At 73.1% G+C, this 18,059-nt stretch carries 14 protein-coding genes; 4 read left to right on the top strand and 10 right to left on the bottom strand.

Features of this window, described 5'->3' with window-relative positions; translation table 11 throughout:
• Positions 1–63 precede the first annotated feature (63 nt).
• Complete coding sequence (locus tag OG247_RS30825; protein WP_327255238.1) at positions 64–864, top strand: DUF4037 domain-containing protein; 801 nt, start codon at positions 64–66, stop codon at positions 862–864.
• On the opposite strand, the gene OG247_RS30820 is transcribed toward OG247_RS30825, so the two are convergent.
• Entirely contained in the window at positions 861–1,760 is a 900-nt protein-coding gene (locus OG247_RS30820; protein ID WP_327255237.1) for an AraC family transcriptional regulator, read from the bottom strand. The genes OG247_RS30825 and OG247_RS30820 overlap by 4 nt on opposite strands.
• Positions 1,761–1,840: 80 nt before the next feature.
• Between OG247_RS30820 and OG247_RS30815 the strand changes: the two genes are divergently transcribed.
• Complete coding sequence (locus OG247_RS30815) at positions 1,841–6,445, top strand: ATP-dependent helicase (protein WP_327255236.1); 4,605 nt, start codon at positions 1,841–1,843, stop codon at positions 6,443–6,445.
• A 101-nt stretch (positions 6,446–6,546) separates the two neighbouring features.
• Here OG247_RS30815 and OG247_RS30810 read toward each other — a convergent pair whose 3' ends face one another.
• Complete coding sequence (locus tag OG247_RS30810) at positions 6,547–7,191, bottom strand: dihydrofolate reductase family protein (RefSeq protein ID WP_327255235.1); 645 nt, start codon at positions 7,189–7,191, stop codon at positions 6,547–6,549.
• Between the two features lie 275 nt (positions 7,192–7,466).
• Here OG247_RS30810 and OG247_RS30805 point away from each other — a divergent pair, with 275 nt between their 5' ends.
• The gene (locus tag OG247_RS30805) at positions 7,467–8,357 is read left to right on the top strand and encodes a DNA-formamidopyrimidine glycosylase family protein (RefSeq protein WP_327255234.1); all 891 of its coding nucleotides are present in this window, start codon (positions 7,467–7,469) and stop codon (positions 8,355–8,357) included.
• Positions 8,358–8,393: 36 nt separating this feature from the next.
• On the top strand, positions 8,394–9,161 hold the full coding sequence (locus OG247_RS30800) for an SDR family NAD(P)-dependent oxidoreductase (protein WP_327255233.1): 768 nt from the start codon (positions 8,394–8,396) through the stop codon (positions 9,159–9,161).
• 18 nt (positions 9,162–9,179) lie between these two features.
• Here the strand turns inward: OG247_RS30800 and OG247_RS30795 are convergent, their stop codons facing one another.
• From OG247_RS30795 to OG247_RS30760, 8 genes are all read right to left on the bottom strand, one after another.
• Positions 9,180–9,539 (bottom strand): hypothetical protein, encoded by a 360-nt coding sequence (locus OG247_RS30795; protein WP_442813458.1) that lies wholly within the window; start codon positions 9,537–9,539, stop codon positions 9,180–9,182.
• A 272-nt stretch (positions 9,540–9,811) separates the two neighbouring features.
• Positions 9,812–10,192 (bottom strand): helix-turn-helix domain-containing protein, encoded by a 381-nt coding sequence (locus OG247_RS30790; RefSeq protein WP_112451800.1) that lies wholly within the window; start codon positions 10,190–10,192, stop codon positions 9,812–9,814.
• A 109-nt stretch (positions 10,193–10,301) separates the two neighbouring features.
• Entirely contained in the window at positions 10,302–10,856 is a 555-nt protein-coding gene (locus OG247_RS30785; RefSeq protein WP_327255231.1) for a CinA family protein, read from the bottom strand.
• Positions 10,857–10,903: 47 nt separating this feature from the next.
• Positions 10,904–11,560 carry a CDP-diacylglycerol--glycerol-3-phosphate 3-phosphatidyltransferase gene (gene pgsA / locus OG247_RS30780; RefSeq protein ID WP_327255230.1) on the bottom strand — a complete coding sequence of 219 codons (657 nt, stop codon included), beginning with the start codon at positions 11,558–11,560 and terminating at the stop codon, positions 10,904–10,906.
• On the bottom strand, positions 11,557–13,065 hold the full coding sequence (rimO, locus tag OG247_RS30775) for a 30S ribosomal protein S12 methylthiotransferase RimO (RefSeq protein ID WP_327255229.1): 1,509 nt from the start codon (positions 13,063–13,065) through the stop codon (positions 11,557–11,559). Before rimO ends, pgsA begins: the two co-directional genes overlap by 4 nt.
• A gap of 113 nt (positions 13,066–13,178) precedes the next feature.
• Positions 13,179–14,075, bottom strand: a complete 897-nt coding sequence (locus tag OG247_RS30770) for a helix-turn-helix domain-containing protein (RefSeq protein ID WP_327255228.1) — start codon at positions 14,073–14,075, stop codon at positions 13,179–13,181.
• A 204-nt stretch (positions 14,076–14,279) separates the two neighbouring features.
• The gene (locus tag OG247_RS30765) at positions 14,280–17,114 is read right to left on the bottom strand and encodes an FtsK/SpoIIIE family DNA translocase (RefSeq protein WP_327255227.1); all 2,835 of its coding nucleotides are present in this window, start codon (positions 17,112–17,114) and stop codon (positions 14,280–14,282) included.
• Positions 17,115–17,316: 202 nt separating this feature from the next.
• Entirely contained in the window at positions 17,317–18,003 is a 687-nt protein-coding gene (locus OG247_RS30760; RefSeq protein WP_254386099.1) for a response regulator, read from the bottom strand.
• Positions 18,004–18,059: the final 56 nt, after the last annotated feature.

Here is an 18,059-nt window from a genome sequence, read left to right as displayed (position 1 = left end):
ATGTTCTCCCACGCCCCGAAATTACGCGGGCCCCGGCATCCCGGTCTTGTACGTTCTTGCACCATGCATGAAGTGATCAAGGAAATGGCGGACCGGCTGGCCGAGGTGCCCGGCGTCCGCGGAGTCATGCTCGGCGGCAGCCGGGCCCGCGGCGAGCACCGCCCCGAATCGGACTGGGACCTCGGCGTCTACTACCGCGGCACCCTCGACCTCGCCGCGCTGGGCGCACTGGCCGGCCCGGACGTGGAGGTGGCCGGCCCGGGCGGCTGGGGCCCCTGGGTCAACGGCGGAGCCTGGCTGCGCGTCGACGGCGTGGCGGTGGACTGGATCCTGCGCGACCTGGACCGGGTGGAGCGGGTGTGGCAGGACTGCCGCGAGGGCCGCTACGAGGTGGGCGTGCAGCCGGGCCACCCCCTCGGCTTCTGGTCCCCCTGCTACCCGGGCGAGGTGGCCCTGGGCCAGGTCCTGGCGGACCCGGCGGGCGAACTGACGGCCCTGCGCACCGCGGTCTCGGCCTACCCGGAGCCCCTGCGGAAGTCCCTGATCGCCGGAGCCTGGGAGGCGGAGTTCCTCGCCGCGGGCGCCGCGAAGGGCGCGGCCCGCGGGGACGCCCTCTACGTCTCCCTCTGCCTGTCCAGGGCCTTCGGCGTCCTCGTCCAGTCCCTGTACGCGGCCGACCGCCACTGGTGCCTGAACGAGAAGGGCGCCCTGTCCGCGGCCGAGCTCCTGCCCTCCGCACCGCCCGCCTTCGGCAAGCGCGTAAGGGCCCTGCTGGGCGCCCAGGGCGCCACCCCCGAGTCCCTGACGGCAACGGTGACCGAGGCCCGCACCCTGATCGAGGAGACCCGCGCGGGGCTGGTTTAGCCGGAGGGGTCCCGGCGGGCAGCGGGCCCGGAATCCCCCGCGCCGCCCCCCGCGCCGCCCCGCCCCCGCCGGTACGCCCCCGGCGGCACCCCCACGATGCGGGTGAAGTGCCGGTTCAGGTGCGGCTGGTCGGTGAAACCGACGGTGACGGCCGCTTCCGCCGGCGGGATCCCCGCGTCGAGCAGCCGGCGCGCCCGCCGGACCCGGGCATCGGTCAGCCAGGTGTGCGGGGGCATGCCGTACCGGTCCCGGAAGGCCCGCAGCAGGGCGAAGGGGCTCGTCCCCAGCTCCGCCGCGAGCTGCTCCAGCGACGGCGGCTCCCCCATCCGCTCCTCCAGTACTGCGCGTGCCCGCTCCGCGTCGGCGGCCCCCGCGCGACCCGCCGTACGGGCGGGCAGCGGCCCGGCGTGCCGGGTCAGCATCCGCGCCACCACCCCGCGCAGCAGGGTGTCGGCGGCCAGCGCGTTGCCGGCCTCGGCGGCCCGGTGGACCTCGGTGATGGCCCGCGAGGCCTGCGGGTCGGCGACCATGTCGGCGGTGAAGCCGGGGGTCCCGCGCAGGGTCCCGATCTCGGTGGCGACCTCGGTGATCAGCGCCCGGGACGGGTAGAGGGTGGCGTAGGCCCAGCCCTCGGGGACCCCGGCGCGGGCGGTGTGCGGGACCTCGGGGTTGATCAGGACCACGCTGCCGGGCCCGGCGCGCAGGGTGTCTCCCGGCAGGCCGATCTCCTCGACGCCGCCGGTGACGGCCGCGATGACGTACCCGTCGTGGGCGTGGCGCGGGAAGGTGTGGCGTACGTAGTGGGCACGCAGGAGGTCCAGCCCGGGCAGTTCCGCGTACTGCCAGTGCCGCGCCCACTCGCGGCGGCCCTCGTCCGCTCCGGTCCCGGTCCCCATCCTCCCATTCTGCGCCCGGCCCGGCCGGGGTGTTTCCACAGGTCCGGCCGGTTGTCAGTGGGCGGGTGCACGATGGGGGCATGTCCGGTACCGCGCTCGACTCGTTCTCCCCCGCGACCCGTTCCTGGTTCACGGGGGCCTTCGTCTCGCCCACCTCCGCCCAGGAGGGAGCCTGGCGGGCCATCGGGGCGGGCTCGGACGTGCTGGTGGTGGCCCCCACCGGCTCCGGCAAGACCCTGGCCGCCTTCCTCGCCGCCCTCGACCAGCTCGCCTCGACCCCGCCCCCGGCCGAGCCGAAGAAGCGCTGCCGGGTGCTGTACATCTCGCCGCTGAAGGCCCTGGCGGTGGACGTGGAGCGCAATCTCCGCAGCCCGCTGACCGGTATCCGGCAGGAATCGGTGCGCCTGGGCCTGCCCGAGCCGGAGATCCGGGTCGGGATCCGCTCCGGCGACACCCCGCCGGCCGAGCGGCGCGCGCTGGTGACCCGGCCGCCGGACATCCTGATCACCACGCCCGAGTCGCTGTTCCTGATGCTGACCTCAGCCGCCCGCGAGGCCCTGGCCGGGATCGAGACGGTGATCCTGGACGAGGTGCACGCGGTCGCCGGGACCAAGCGCGGCGCCCATCTCGCGCTGTCCCTGGAGCGGTTGGACGAGCTGCTGCCCCGCCCCGCGCGCCGGATCGGCCTGTCGGCGACGGTCCGCCCGGTGGAGGAGGTGGCCCGTTACCTCGCCCCGCGCGGCAAGGTGGAGATCGTCCAGCCGCCCTCCACCAAGGAGTTCGACCTGTCGGTGGTCGTCCCGGTCGAGGACATGGGCGAGTTGGGCGGCTCCCCCGCCACCGAGGGCAAGGAGGGCGGCGACAAGCCCTCCATCTGGCCGCACGTGGAGGAGCGGATCGCCGATCTGGTCCAGGCCCACCGGTCCACCATCGTCTTCGCCAACTCCCGCCGACTCGCCGAGCGCCTGTGCAACCGGCTCAACGAGATCGCGTACGAGCGGGCCACCGGCGGCCCGCTGCCCGAGGGCCCGCCCCCGGCCGAGATCATGGCCCAGTCGGGCGCCGCCCAGGGCGCTCCCCCGCTGCTGGCCCGCGCCCACCACGGTTCGGTCTCCAAGGAGCAGCGGGCGCTGGTGGAGGAGGACTTGAAGGCGGGCCGGCTGCCCGCCGTGGTCGCCACCTCCAGCCTGGAGCTCGGCATCGACATGGGCGCCGTGGACCTCGTCATCCAGGTGGAGTCCCCGCCGTCGGTGGCCTCCGGGCTGCAACGGGTGGGCCGGGCCGGGCACCAGGTGGGCGCGGTCTCCACCGGCGTCGTCTTCCCCAAGTACCGGGGCGACCTCGTCCAGGCCGCCGTGGTCACCGAGCGGATGCGCACCGGCTCGATCGAGTCCCTGCGGATCCCCTCCAACCCGCTGGACGTCCTCGCCCAGCAGCTCGTCGCGATGACCGCGATGGACACCTGGCAGCTGGACGACCTGCTCGCCCTGGTGCGCCGGGCGGCCCCCTTCGCCGCGCTGCCCGACTCGGCGTTCACGGCGGTGCTGGACATGCTGGCCGGCCGCTACCCCTCGGACGCCTTCGCCGAGCTCCGCCCCCGGGTGGTGTGGGACCGCGTCGCCGGGACGATCACCGGCCGGCCCGGCGCCCAGCGGCTCGCGGTCACCTCCGGCGGGACCATCCCGGACCGCGGCCTCTTCGGCGTCTTCCTGGCCGGAGCCGACCCGAAGAAGGGCGGCGGCCGGGTCGGGGAGCTCGACGAGGAGATGGTCTACGAGTCCCGCGTCGGCGACGTCTTCACCCTCGGCACCACCTCCTGGCGGATCGTGGACATCACCCGCGACCGCGTCCTGGTCACCCCCGCCCCCGGGGTCCCGGGCCGCCTCCCGTTCTGGAAGGGCGACCAGCTGGGCCGCCCGCTGGAACTGGGCCGCGCGGTCGGCGCGTTCCTGCGCGAGCTCGGCGGCCTCACCGCCGAGGACGCCCGGGTGCGGCTGCTGGCGGCGGGCCTGGACGCCTGGGCCGCCGAGAACGTCCTGTCCTACCTCGCCGAACAGCGCGAGGCCTGCGGCCACGTACCGGACGACCGGACCATCGTCGTCGAGCGGTTCCGCGACGAGCTCGGCGACTGGCGGGTCGTCGTCCACTCCCCGTTCGGCGCCCAGGTGCACGCCCCCTGGGCGCTGGCGCTCGGCGCCCGCCTCTCCGAGCGGTACGGGATGGACGCCCAGGTCATGCACGCCGACGACGGCATCGTGCTCCGCCTCCCGGACGCGGACCTGCTGAACATGGACCTGGACCTACTGGACCACGACCCGGCGCGAGGACCCTCCTCCGCCTCCTTCGACTTCGACGACGACAAGCCCCCGCTGGGCGCCGCGGACGTGGCCTTCGACCACGGGGACGTCCAGCAGATCGTCACCGACCAGGTGGGCGGCTCCGCGCTGTTCGCCTCCCGCTTCCGCGAGTGCGCGGCGCGCGCCCTGCTGCTGCCGCGCCGCAATCCCGGCAAGCGCACCCCTCTGTGGCAGCAGCGCCAGCGCGCCTCGCAACTGCTCCAGGTGGCCTCCGAGTTCGGTTCGTTCCCGATCGTGCTGGAGGCCGTACGGGAATGCCTGCAGGACGTCTTCGACGTGCCCGGCCTGACCGAGCTGATGGGGGACATCGAGGCACGCCGGGTCCGCCTGGTCGAGGTCACCACCGTCGAGCCCTCCCCCTTCGCCCGCTCCCTCCTCTTCGGTTACGTCGCCCAGTTCCTCTACGAGGGCGACTCGCCGCTCGCCGAGCGCAGGGCGGCCGCGCTGTCGCTGGACTCCCGGCTGCTGGCCGAGCTGCTCGGCCAGGCGGAGCTCCGCGAGCTGCTCGACGCGGAGGTGCTGACGGAGCTGGAGCGGGAGCTCCAGTGGATGACGGAGGACCGTCGGGCCAAGGACGCCGAGTCGGTGGCCGACCTGCTGCGCCTGCTGGGCCCGCTGACCCCGGAGGAACTGACGGCACGCGGCGCGGACCCGCAGTGGGCGCAGTCCCTCTCCGCATCCCGCCGGGCGATCCGGGTCCGGATCGGCGGCGCGGACCACTGGGCGGCCATCGAGGACGCGGGCCGGCTGCGCGACGCGCTGGGCACGGCGCTCCCGGTGGGCGTCCCGGAGGCGTTCACCGAGCCGGTGAAGGACCCGCTCGGCGACCTCCTGGCCCGGTACGCCCGCACCCACGGCCCCTTCACCACGGTCACCGCCGCCGCCCGCTTCGGGCTCGGCACGGCCGTGACGGACGGTGCGCTGCACCGGCTCGCGGCGGCCGGGCGGGTGGTCCAGGGCGAGTTCCACCCGGCGGGCATCGGTCAGGAATGGTGCGACGCGACGGTGCTGCGACGGCTGCGCCGCCGCTCGCTGGCAGCCCTGCGCCAGGAACTGGAGCCGGTCCCTCCCGCCTCCCTCGCCACCTTCCTCCCCCAGTGGCAGCACCTGGGCGGAGCCCTGCGCGGCGTCGACGGCCTGGCCCGCGCGATCGAGCAGCTCCAGGGCGCGGCGGTTCCCGCCTCCGCCCTCGAGCGCCTGATCCTCCCCTCCCGCGTGGCGGACTATTCCCCGACCCTCCTGGACGAGCTCACCACCACCGGCGAAGTGATTTGGGCCGGCGCGGGGGCCCTGCCGGGCAAGGACGGCTGGATCTCCCTCTACCTCGCGGAGGCGGCCCCCCTCCTGCTCCCCCAGCCCCACCCCCTGGAGCTCTCCCCGCTCCACGAAGCGGTCCTCTCCGCCCTCTCCGGCGGCTACGGCCTGTTCTTCCGCCAGCTCACCGACCGGGTCCGCGCACTGCACCCGGACGCCTCCGACGCGGACCTCTCCTCCGCTGTCTGGGACCTGGCGTGGTCGGGCCGCCTGACGAACGACACCCTGGCCCCCCTGCGCTCCCTCCTCGGCTCGGGCCGCACGGCGGGCGCCACCGCCCACCGCGCCCGCCGGACGATCCCCCGCGGCCGCTACGGCACCCTCACCACCCCTGCCTCCCGTACGGGCCCGCCCACGGTGTCGGGCCGCTGGTCCCTGCTCCCGGTCCACGCCGCGGACCCGACCCACCGCGCGCACGCCCTGGCCCGCACCCTGCTCGACCGCCACGGGGTGGTGACCCGGGGCGCGGTGGCCGCGGAAGGCGTGGAGGGCGGTTTCAGTGCGGTCTACCGGGTCCTGTCCGCCTTCGAGGACAGCGGCCAGGCCCGCAGGGGTTACGTGGTCGAAGGCCTGGGCGCGGCCCAGTTCGCCATGGACGGCGCGGTCGACCGTCTGCGCGCCGCCGAGCGGACCCCGCCCCCGCTGGCCGCCGTGGTCCTGGCAGCCGCCGACCCGGCGAACGCCTACGGCGCGGCCCTGCCCTGGCCGGAGCCCCCGTCCGGAGCCACCCACAAACCGGGCCGCAAGGCCGGCTCCCTGGTGGTCCTGGTCGACGGCGAGCTCACCCTCTACCTGGAGCGCGGCGGCAAGACACTCCTGGCCTGGCCCGACCCGGACGCCCCTCACCTCACGGCCGCCCTGACGGCCCTCACCACGGCCTCCCGCAAGGGCACGCTCCCCACCCTCACGCTGGAACGCATCAACGCGGCGCCCGCCCTCACCTCCCCCTACGCCCCGCCCGTAGAAGCCACCGGCTTCCACGCCACCCCCCAAGGCCTCCGCCTGCGCCACTGACCGGCCCCGCCCCACGACCTGGAGACCGGAGTCGGGGCGGGCGTCCGGGGCTGCTTGGAGACCGGTCGCTGCCTGGAGACCGGTCGCTGCCCGAAGGCCGGTCACTTCCGCCAGAACACGTGGTGCGTCACCCCGCTCGGGCTGGGCACGACCTCCAGGTGGAACCGGTCGAGCAGCTCGTCGGGGGACTCCCAGAGCCGCACCCCGGACCCGAGCTTCACCGGTGAGACCACCACGTGCAGGGTGTCGACGAGGTCGGCGTCGAGGAACTGCCTGATGGTGGAGGCCCCGCCGCCGAGCCGGACGTCCTTGCCTTGCGCAGCCTCCCGGGCCTGAGCGAGGACCGTGGCGGGGTCGCCGCCCACGAAGTGGAACGTGGTGTCGGAGAGCGTGAGCGAAGGACGCTCGTGGTGGGTCATGACGAACACCGGGGTGCGGAACGGGGGCTCATCACCCCACCATCCCTGCCACTCGTAGTCCTGCCAGGGCCCGCGCTGGGGCCCGAACTTGTTGCGGCCCATGATCTCGGCCCCGATGTTGCGCGCGTAGTCCCGCGTGAAGTAGTCGTCGAGGCCCCGGCTGCCCCCGGGGTCGGTGCGCATGGGCCAGCTCGCCGTGGCACCGGCCCAGGAGAACAGCCTCTCGGGCTTCACATGACCGAATGGCCTCTCCAGGGTCTGGTCCTCACCGGCACCGATGCCGTCACTCGAAACGCCGAAGTTCTGCACCCTCAGCAGCTGAGCCATGTATTCCTCCTGTGATGGCGACAACAGTGATGAGACTCTCCGAGCCGGGCAAACTCATCGCTGCCGCGACCGGCCAGTACCGACGCCCGGTCCGATGGACAAAACACTGCCGCGTGAAGGTGACCGAGGCCACCGGACCGAGGCGCAGTCCGGAAACGGCCTCCCGGGGCGCAGCCCCGCCGAACGAACGAGGGGCGGGGCGGCGCGGGGAGCAAGCACCGCGCGGCGGCGCCCCGGCCTCACCCCACGATCCCGACCCGCAGGAGAATGAGCGCATGCCCGAAGGAGACACCGTCTACCGCACCGCGGCCCGGCTGCGCGAAGCCCTCGCGGGCAAGGAACTCATCCGCTCCGACCTCCGCGTCCCCCGCTTCGCCACCGCGGACCTCACGGGCTTCACCACCCTCGAGGTGGTCACCCGGGGCAAGCACCTCCTCATGCGCTTCGGCCCCCCGCCGGCGCCCGACACCGGGTCCGGCGCCGGCACCGACACCGGACGTGGCGCCGCCCCCCACCCCCTCCTCACCCTCCACACCCACCTCCGCATGGACGGCACCTGGCGCATCCTCCCCGCCACCACCGGCGCCCCCACCGGACCCCCCACAGCCGCCCCCGCCCGCCCCCGCCCACCCGGCCCCGCCCACGAGATCCGCGTCATCCTCGGCACCGCCACCCACACCGCCGTCGGCTACCGCCTCCCCGTCGTGGAACTGCTCCGCACCGCGGACGAGCACCGCGCCGTCGGCCACCTCGGCCCCGATCTCCTCGGTCCCGACTGGGACGAGGCCACCGCCGCCGCGAACCTCCTCGCCACCCCCGCCCGCCCCCTCGGCGAGGCCCTCCTCGACCAGCGCAACCTGGCCGGCATCGGCAACATCTACAAGGCCGAGCTCTGCTTCCTCGCCCAGGTCACCCCCTGGACCCCGGTGGGGGATCTGCCGACCAGCACCCTGCCCCGCCTCGCCGCGGCCGCGCACCGGCTCCTCGACGCGAACAAGGCCCGCCGCCGCAACACGACCGGCAGCCGTCGCCCCGGCCAGGACCTGTTCGTCTACGGCCGCGCCCACCGCCCCTGCCTGCGCTGCGGCACCCCCGTCCGCGAGGCCCCCCAGGACGACCGCCCCACCTACTGGTGCCCCCGGTGCCAATCCGGCCCGACACCATAGTTGACGCCCCGTCAGATACGGTCGTACCGTCCCCGCATGCCTACACCCAGCGCGTACGAACTCACCGGCCGGACCGCCCTGATCACCGGCGCCGCCAGCGGCATCGGCCGGGCCACCGCCGTACTCCTCGCCGAAGCCGGAGCCGCCGCGCACTGCGCGGACCGCGACGCCCAGGGGCTCCAGGAGACGGTCGAACTGATCACCAAGGCCGGCGGCCGGGCCACCGCCCACCCCCTCGACGTGACCGACCGCGCCGCGATCAAGGCGGCGATCGCACAGGCCGGTCCGCTCGACATCACCGCCGCGATCGCCGGGATCATGCACAGCAGCAGCGTCCTGGAGACGTCCGACGAGGACCTCGACCGGGTCCTGGACATCAACTTCAAGGGAGTGCTGCGCACCTGCCAGGAGGCGGCGCGAGCCATGATCGCGGCCGGCCGGCCCGGCTCGATCATCACCATGGCCTCCGGCGCCGTGGACGCCGCCCAGCCCGGCCTGCTCTGCTACAGCGCCGCCAAGGCCGCCGTCGTCCAGCTGACCAAGACCCTCGCCACCGAGGCCGGCCCGCACGGCATCCGCGTCAACGCCGTCGCTCCCGGCTGGATCCGCACCCCGATGACCGGCCGGCACAGCCCCGAGGTCCAGGAGCAGACCGAGGCGATGATGACGCGGATGTCCCCGCTGCGCCGCGTGGGCGAGCCCGAGGACATAGCCCAGGCAGTGCTCTACCTCGCCTCGGACGCTTCGTCCTTCATGACGGGCCAGATCCTTCGCCCGAACGGTGGAGTCGCCATGCCCTGGTAACCACCCACCCGACCCCGATCACCCGGCCCCCGGCTCCCCGACGCCCCCCGGCGTCACCGCCCCCGGCCCCCCGACCGCCACCGACCCGGCGGCGGCAGCCCGCTCCGCGCCGCCCCCCGGGACGCCACCGGTGCCCGCGACGCCTCCGCCGCCACCCCCGACCCCGCCCCCGGCACCCCGCTCATCCGCGCCCGCCGCACCACGGCGACGGCGACGCACAGGCCCCGGCACACAGTGCACGGGCAGCAGCCCCAGCCCCCAGCCTCCGACGGCGACCGCACCCTCCACCGGCCCGGCCTCCTCGGGCGCCAGCACGAGCCGCAGCACGGCCCACCACCACAGGACGCCCACCGACAGCGCGAGGGCCAGAAGACCCACGGGTATACCCAGCAACCGCCGCACGGCCACCTCCAGGGGCCGGAGACCCGAACGGGCCCATCCTCCCGCACCCCGCCCGTACCCGCACCCTGCCCGCTCCCCGTCCGCGCCGCACCGGAACGACACCCACACCACCCCCGCCACACCCACCCCCGGAACGGCAAGGAGCCCCGGCCGGTACCCAAGGGGCACCGGCCGGGGCTCCGGCCACACTCATACGCTCAGCACGCACGCCACACACTCAGGCGCACACGCAGACGCTCACGCACGCATCACGCGGCTACGACATTCACCGCTTCCACGGGCGCCTTGATGGTCACCCGTTCCGGGCCACCCGTGACCGAGGCCACGGATACCGAATTGAGCATCGGACGGACCGGTGCGGACACCGGTTCGCTCGCCGCGGCGGACTGGGCCAGCTCGGCGAGCGAAAGCTCGTCGCTGACTTCCCGCATCAGCTCTGACATCCGTACGTCAAGCGCGTCGCAGATCGCGGAGAGCAGCTCGGAAGATGCCTCCTTCTGCCCCCGCTCCACCTCGGAGAGATAGCCGAGCGAAACTCGGGCGGACGAGGAGACTTCGCGCAGAGTACGGCCCTGGCGCTGGCGCTGCCGACGCAGCACGTCACCCAGCAGGCGACGGAGCAGAATCATCGGTGGCTCCCTCCTCTGACCGTGTAGCCGTAACCTTCACGCCCCACCGTACCGCCTCGCGCGGCGGCCGTGCGGGGAGCGATGTCGTGTTCACTCAGGGCTGCAAACATCAAATCCCCCCGTCCTGTTCCGTATCCTGCCCCCGCAGATTCTCGCGGAGTTCGCTCGCGAGCAGCTCGAGCACTGTCCGTGCACTCTCCCTACGGATTTCCGCGCGGGAGCCTTTCAACCGCAGCCGGGCCGTTTTCCTGACCCCGGGACCCGCCACGGCGATGAAAACGGTGCCCACGGGCTGCCCGTCCTGCGGGTCGGGGCCGGCCACTCCGGTGGTCGCGATGCCCCAGGAAGCGCCGAGTACGCGCCGCACTCCGGCCGCCATCTCCTCCGCGACCTGCGGGTTCACCGCGCCTTCGGCCTCGAGCAGCCCGGCGTCCACGCCCAGCACCCGGTGCTTGAGCTCGGTCGCGTACGCCGTGACGGACCCGCGGAAGGACTTGGAGGCGCCCGGGACGGCCGTCAGCTCCGCCGCCACCATCCCGCCGGTCAGCGACTCCGCCACGGCGACCGTACCGTTACTCTCCGCGAGGAGCCTCAGCACATCGGCCGCGACCGACCCGCCGTCCCCGGCAGCCCCTGCGGCATTCCGCGGCGCTTCACCGGCCACCGAAGATCCACCCGTCTCTTGCACCACCGCGTCGTCCCCCGGCAGGTTCACCGCGCGGCACGCTCCGCGGCGAGCCCCTTGCGCCGGAGCACGACGGCCTGCCGGACGTAGTCCAAACCGGTGACGACGGTCAGGACGACGGCGGCCGCCATCACCCAGAACCGCAGCGTCGCCAGCGGCCCGGTCAGCGCGAGCACGTACATGCCCACCGCCACGCCCTGGGTCAGGGTCTTCAGCTTCCCGCCCCGGCTCGCCGGAATCACTCCGTATCTGATGACCCAGAAACGCATGAGAGTGATCCCGAGTTCCCGGCCGAGGATCACCCCGGTGACCCACCAGGGAAGATCGCCGAGCCACGACAGACACACCAATGCCGACCCCATGATCGCCTTGTCGGCGATGGGGTCGGCGATCTTGCCGAAGTCCGTGACCAGGTTGTACGTACGGGCCAGGTGCCCGTCGAAGATGTCGGTGATCATGGCGACGGCGAACGCCGCCCACGCCAGCGCCCGCCAGACGGGGTCATAGCCCCCGTCGGCGAGCAGCAGCATCACGAATCCCGGCACCAGGACCAGCCGGATCATCGTCAGGATGTTGGCGATGTTCCACAGGCTGGCCTGATTGACCGCCGCGGCGCCCAGCTTCGCGCCGGGCGCGGGCCGGCGGCCGGTCCCGCCCGCCGCAGATGCCGGGGCTCCGGTCATCCGGCCGCCTCCTCAAGATCCACGCCCAGGGGCTCCGCCACCAGGTCCACACCCAGGGTGCCGACCACCTTCGCCGTGACGATACGCCCCGGGACCAGGCCCGCGCCGTCCGTGAAGACGACCTGGCCGTCGGTCTCGGGGGCCTGGTGTGCGGCGCGCCCGTAGGCGCCCTCGCCGTCCTCCGCCTCGTCGATCGGGACGACCGTCTCGACGAGCACCTCCAGCGTCTCTCCGATCCGCTCCTCCGCGCGCTGCGAGGTGAGCTCCTCGGCGAGGCGCTGCATGTGGGCGAGGCGCTCGGCGATGGTGTCGGCGTCCAGCTTGTTCTCGTACGTGACCGCCTCGGTGCCGTCCTCGTCGGAGTAGCCGAAGACGCCGATGGCGTCGAGGCGCGCGCTGGTGAGGAAACGCTCCAGCTCGGCGAAGTCCGACTCCTTCTCGCCGGGGAAGCCGACGATGAAGTTGGACCGGACGCCGGCCGTCGGGGCCTTGGTGCGGATGGTGTCGAGCAGTTCCAGGAACCGGTCGGTGTCACCGAAGCGGCGCATGGCTCGCAGCACGTCGGGGGCCGAGTGCTGGAAGGAGAGGTCGAAGTACGGGACGACCTTGGGGGTCGAGGTGAGTACGTCGATCAGGCCGGGCCGCATCTCGGCGGGCTGGAGGTAGCTGACGCGGACGCGCTCGATGCCGTCCACCTCGGCCAGCTCGGGCAGCAGGGTCTCCAGCAGGCGGATGTCGCCCAGGTCCTTGCCGTACGAGGTGTTGTTCTCGGAGACCAGCATGATCTCCTTGACGCCCTGCTCCGCGAGCCAGCGCGTCTCGCCCAGCACGTCGCTGGGGCGGCGGGAGATGAAGGAGCCGCGGAAGGACGGGATGGCGCAGAAGGAGCAGCGCCGGTCACAGCCGGACGCGAGCTTGACCGAGGCGACGGGGCTCTTGTCCAGCCGGCGGCGCAGCGGCGCGCGCGGACCGGAGGCGGGGGCGACGCCCTCCGGGAGGTCCGCGGGGGCGGCTGCCGGCTCCTCGACGGGCGTCGACTGCGCGTGGCCCGGCAGGGCCACGTCGGCGTCCTGGCGCTCGGCCGGGCTGATCGGCAGCAGCTTGCGCCGGTCACGCGGGGTGTGGGAGGCGTGGATGCCGCCGTTGAGGATGGTCTGGAGGCGGTCGGAGATGTCGGCGTAGTCGTCGAAGCCGAGTACGCCGTCGGCCTCGGGGAGCGCTTCGGCAAGTTCCTTGCCGTAGCGCTCGGCCATACAGCCGACGGCTACGACGGCCTGCGTGCGGCCGTGATCCTTGAGATCGTTGGCCTCCAGCAGGGCGTCTACGGAGTCCTTTTTGGCGGCTTCGACGAAGCCGCAGGTGTTGACGACGGCTACGTCCGCATCGGCGGCGTCCTCGACGAGCTCCCAGCCATCCGCCGCCAAGCGGCCTGCGAGCTCCTCCGAGTCCACCTCGTTACGGGCGCAGCCAAGAGTGACAAGGGCGACGGTACGGCGTTCGGGCATGGACTCAAGACTACTTCGTCCCGGCACCGGCCCCCGCCTCCCGTCCCGGACGACAAGATCCCCGGGGTGCGGCGCGGCACCCCGGGGATCCGGAACGTTTTATTCCCTGCTGGTCAGCCCGCCTGGGCCTGGCCCTCACGGGGGTCGTCCTTGGTGTATGTGAGACGTTCCACCTGTCCGGGCTGGAACTCGTCCTTGATCTCCTTGCCGTTCACGAAGAGCTTCACGACCCCGGCATCGCCGAGCACCAGGTCGATGGACTCCTTGTCCGTGAACGTCTTCGACTGACCCTGTTCGAGGGTGCCGTCGAAGAGGAGCCGGCCGCTGTGGTCCTTGGCCGAGATCCAGCTCTCCCCGTCGTGGGCCGTCAGGACGACCGTGACGAGGCCCTTGGGCGCGGCGGCGATGGCGCTGTCGGACGGCTCCGGCTTGGGAGCCGTGGGCGCCGGCGGCGCCTGGACCGAAGGCTTGGAGGCGTTGGGGGTGGGTGCGGGCTTCGGCGCGGCGGAACCTTCCGCCACCGGCCGCTTGGCCTTCTCGTCGGCGCCGCCGAAGGCCGTGAAGCCGACGAAGCCGATCACGGCGACGATGGCGGCGACCATGGCGGCGGTCCAGTTGGGCCGCTGCCGCTCGGGGCGGATCCGCTCGGCTTCGAACATCGGCGCGGCGGGGGTGGGTGCCGGCCGGCCGCCGTGGGCCGCGTCGTAGCTGTCGATCAGGGGTTCCGGATCGAGTCGTACGGCACGGGCGAGCGTACGGATGTGGCCGCGGGCATAGACATCGCCGCCGCAGCGCGTGAAATCGTCGGATTCGATCGCGTGCACGATCGGAATGCGCACGCGGGTGGTGGAACTGACCTCGTCGACAGTCAGCCCGGCGGCGATCCGGGCCTTCTTGAGGGCCGTCCCGATGGACGGCTCTTCGACGGAACGTTCGACGAGCCGGTCCTCGGACCGGTCGTCGGTCGAAGGCCGCTCATCTTCGGGGGAGTTGGCGTTGCCGATGGACACGAGGGCGCCTTTCGAGCGTGTAGCCACCTGCTGGAAGTCCAGTCTAGGGGGGTGACGAAAGGGTGAGGCAACCGGAGGGGGGCATCCCTACGCCATACGAATGGCCAAAGCGCTCCCGCCCGGTGCGGCGACCCGGAACGGGCCGCCACCTCCCTCAACTAGACACGCGACCCGGGGAAACGGTTGCCCCCGATCCTTTGCGCGTTACTCGGGAGTCTCCCCCCGGATCACCGCGAGCACGCCGTCCAGTTCGTCGGCCTTCAGCAGCACGTCGCGCGCCTTGGACCCCTCGCTCGGTCCGACGATCCCCCGCGACTCCATCAGGTCCATCAGCCGCCCGGCCTTCGCGAAGCCGACCCGCAGCTTGCGCTGGAGCATCGAGGTGGACCCGAACTGCGTCGAGACGACCAGTTCGGCCGCCTGGCACAGCAGGTCCAGGTCGTCGCCGATCTCCTCGTCGATCTCCTTCTTCTGCTTCTGCCCGACGGTGACGTCGTTGCGGAAGACCGGCGCCATCTGGTCCTTGCAGTGCTGCACGATCCCGGCGATCTCGTCCTCGGTGACGAAGGCGCCCTGGAGCCGCACGGGCTTGTTCGCGCCCATCGGCAGGAACAGCCCGTCGCCCTTGCCGATGAGCTTCTCCGCGCCCGGCTGGTCGAGGATGACCCGGCTGTCGGCGAGCGAGGAGGTCGCGAAGGCCAGGCGGGAGGGCACGTTCGCCTTGATCAGACCGGTCACCACGTCCACCGAGGGCCGCTGCGTCGCGAGCACCAGGTGGATGCCGGCCGCGCGGGCGAGCTGGGTGATGCGGACGATCGAGTCCTCCACGTCGCGCGGGGCCACCATCATCAGGTCGGCGAGCTCGTCGACGATCACCAGCAGGTACGGGTACGGGCTGAGCTCCCGCTCGCTGCCCGGCGGCAGTTTGATCTTGCCGTCGCGGATCGCCTTGTTGAAGTCGTCGATGTGCCGGTACCCGAAGGCCGCCAGGTCGTCGTAGCGCAGGTCCATCTCGCGCACGACCCACTGGAGGGCCTCGGCGGCCCGCTTGGGGTTGGTGATGATCGGCGTGATCAGGTGCGGGATGCCCTCGTACGCCGTCAGCTCCACCCGCTTGGGGTCCACGAGCACCATCCGGACGTCCTCCGGGGTGGCCCGCACCATGACCGAGGTGATCAGGCAGTTGATGCAGGAGGACTTTCCGGAACCGGTGGCTCCGGCGACCAGCACGTGCGGCATCTTCGCCAGGTTGGCCATGACGTAGCCGCCCTCGACGTCCTTGCCGAGCGCGACCAGCATCGGGTGGTCGTCCTCGGCGGCGTCCGCCAGCCGGAGCACGTCCCCCAGGTTGACCATCTCGCGGTCGGTGTTCGGGATCTCGATGCCGACCGCCGACTTGCCCGGGATCGGGCTGATGATGCGCACGTCGGGCGAGGCCACGGCGTAGGCGATGTTCTTGGCCAGTGCCGTGATCCGCTCGACCTTCACGGCCGGGCCCAGCTCCACCTCGTAGCGGGTCACCGTCGGACCCCGGGTGAAACCGGTGACCTTCGCGTCGACCTTGAACTCCATGAACACGTTCGTCAGCGAGGCCACGACCGCATCGTTCGCGGCGCTGCGCGTCTTGCCCGGTCCGCCCTTCTCCAACAGGTCCAGCGAGGGCAGGGAGTACGTGATGTCCCCGCGCAGCTGGAGCTGCTCGGCGCGGGGCGGCAGGGCCTGGGTCTCGGGCGGTGCCTTGGTCAGGTCGGGAACGGACAGCGTCCCGGAGGCCGCCGCGGTGGTGTCGTGCGGCGGGGCCGCGGCGGCGGCGGGCTTCTCCTCGCGCTTCTCCTCGCGGACGGGCTGCTCCTCGCGGGTGGGCCCCTCCTCCCGCGCCGCCGGGACCGGAGCGGTGATCTCCGAACCTTCGCGGCCTTCGCGCTCCACCGAGATGCCCTGCGTGAGGTCGGCGACCAGCGGGGAGGGCGGCATCCCGCCGTACACCACCCCGTCCAGCGCGGCGGCGGCCGCCGCGGCCACGTCGACGGCGTCCATCCCGCGGTCCATGGACCGGCCCGCGGACCGCCGGGGGCGCCGCCGCCGGGCGAGCGCCTCCTCCTCGGCGGCCTCCGCCGGGTCCCCCGGTCCGGCAGCGCCGGAGCGGGCCCGCCACTGCTCGGCATCATGCCGGTCCGCGGCGGCCGAGGCCGCGCTCGCGGAGTCGTCGTGCTCCGCGTACTCGGCGTACTCGGCGTCGTGTTCGTTCGGAGCGATGACCCCCAGGCGGATCCCCGCGCTCCGCAGCCGCTGCGGGATCGCGTTGACGGGGGTGGCGGTGACCACCAACAGCCCGAAGACGGTGAGCAGCACCAGCATCGGCACGGCCAGCGGCGCGCCCATCGTGAAGATCAGCGGCTTCGAGGCGCCCCAGCCGATCAGCCCGCCGGCGTTCTGCATGGCGGTGGTGCCCTCGTCGCGCCCGGGGGCTCCGCAGGCGATGTGCACGAGACCCAGGACCCCGATGACCAGCGCGGAGAGCCCGATGCCGATGCGGCCGTTGGCGTCGGCCTGTTCGGGATGGCGGATGAAACGTACCGCCATGACGCCGAGCAGGACCGGCACGAGCAGGTCGAGCCGCCCGAAGGCGCCGGTGACCAGCATCGTCACCAGGTCCCCGACGGGCCCGCTCAGGTTCGACCAGGTCCCGGCGGCGACGATCAGCGCGAGCGCGAGCAGCAGCAGGGCGAGGCCGTCCTTGCGGTGGGCCGGGTCGAGGTTCTTCGCGCCCTGCCCGATGCCGCGGAAGATCGCGCCGACCGCGTGCGCGATGCCGAGCCAGAAGGCGCGCAGCAGCCGCAGCACTCCCCCGGTGGGGGACGGCGCGGGCTTGGCCGCGACCTTCTTGACGGGGGCGCGCTTGGCGGCGGGCGCCGCCTTCTTGGCGGGCGGTTTGCGGGCTGGGGCAGCCTTCTTCGCCGGCGCCGTCGTACGGCCGGTGCGGCCCTTCGCGGTGCCCGCCGTGCTCTGGGAACCCTTACCGGACGTACTTGAGGCCATGCGCCCGAGGTTACCGGTGCGCGCGCCGGTGGACACGCGTGCCCACCCCTTCACCCGTTCGTGTCGTTCCGAGACCCGGACCGGAGACGCCCGCGCCCTCGGCCCGTACCGGCGGCCTCCCATGACGCCCCGCCAGACCTGACGGACCGCCAAGCGGGGCCGCACGCCGGGCCACGCCGGGCCACGAGGGCCCGCGCGGAGCTCAGCCCTGAGCGGGCAGGACGGGAGCCCCGCCCCCGGTTCCCGGCTCCAGCGCGTCGAGCGCCCGCCGCAGCCCGGTGAGCTTGCGCTCCAGATGGGCCGCGGTGGCCACCACCGAGGGGTCGGCCGCCTCTTCGCCGAGCTGCTTGGTCAGTGCCTCCGCCTGCTCCTCCACGGCGGCGAGCCGCGCGGAGAGCTCGGCCAGCAGGCCGGCCGTCTCCTTGGAGCCGTCCACCGCGCCGTTGGAGCTGCCGCCCTCCAGCTGGAGCCTCAGCAGCGCCGCCTGCTCGCGCAGTTGGCAGTTCTTCGTATACAGCTCGACGAACACCGAGACCTTGGCCCGCAGCACCCACGGGTCGAAAGGCTTGGAGATGTAGTCCACCGCGCCCGCCGCGTACCCGCGGAAGGTGTGGTGCGGACCGTGGTTGATCGCCGTGAGGAAGATGATCGGGATGTCCCGGGTCCGCTCCCGCCGCTTGATGTGCGCGGCCGTCTCGAACCCGTCCATGCCCGGCATCTGCACGTCGAGCAGGATGACCGCGAAGTCGTCCGTCAGCAGCGCCTTGAGCGCTTCCTCCCCCGACGACGCCCGGACCAGTGTCTGATCGAGCGCGGAGAGGATGGCCTCCAGCGCCAGCAGATTCTCCGGCCGGTCGTCGACCAGGAGGATCTTGGCCTTCTGCACCATGCCCTGTCCTCCTCGCCCCGGCATGGGGCCTCCCCGGCTCCTGGCTCCGGCCTGTG

The organism is Streptomyces sp. NBC_01244, assembly GCF_035987325.1.
In the GTDB taxonomy this organism is placed as follows: Bacteria; Actinomycetota; Actinomycetes; order Streptomycetales; family Streptomycetaceae; genus Streptomyces.
This window is presented reverse-complemented; position numbering and strand designations above follow the sequence as displayed.

Bases quoted from the DNA above. Each gene is read 5' to 3' on its own strand.
- OG247_RS30825 (WP_327255238.1), top strand. From the start codon at position 64: ATGCATGAAGTGATCAAGGAAATGGCGGACCGGCTGGCCGAGGTGCCC.
- OG247_RS30820 (WP_327255237.1), bottom strand. From the start codon at position 1,760: ATGGGGACCGGGACCGGAGCGGACGAGGGCCGCCGCGAGTGGGCGCGG.
- OG247_RS30815 (WP_327255236.1), top strand. From the start codon at position 1,841: ATGTCCGGTACCGCGCTCGACTCGTTCTCCCCCGCGACCCGTTCCTGG.
- OG247_RS30810 (WP_327255235.1), bottom strand. From the start codon at position 7,191: ATGGCTCAGCTGCTGAGGGTGCAGAACTTCGGCGTTTCGAGTGACGGC.
- OG247_RS30805 (WP_327255234.1), top strand. From the start codon at position 7,467: ATGCCCGAAGGAGACACCGTCTACCGCACCGCGGCCCGGCTGCGCGAA.
- OG247_RS30800 (WP_327255233.1), top strand. From the start codon at position 8,394: ATGCCTACACCCAGCGCGTACGAACTCACCGGCCGGACCGCCCTGATC.
- OG247_RS30790 (WP_112451800.1), bottom strand. From the start codon at position 10,192: ATGATTCTGCTCCGTCGCCTGCTGGGTGACGTGCTGCGTCGGCAGCGC.
- pgsA (WP_327255230.1), bottom strand. From the start codon at position 11,560: ATGACCGGAGCCCCGGCATCTGCGGCGGGCGGGACCGGCCGCCGGCCC.
- rimO (WP_327255229.1), bottom strand. From the start codon at position 13,065: ATGCCCGAACGCCGTACCGTCGCCCTTGTCACTCTTGGCTGCGCCCGT.
- OG247_RS30765 (WP_327255227.1), bottom strand. From the start codon at position 17,114: ATGGCCTCAAGTACGTCCGGTAAGGGTTCCCAGAGCACGGCGGGCACC.
- OG247_RS30760 (WP_254386099.1), bottom strand. From the start codon at position 18,003: ATGGTGCAGAAGGCCAAGATCCTCCTGGTCGACGACCGGCCGGAGAAT.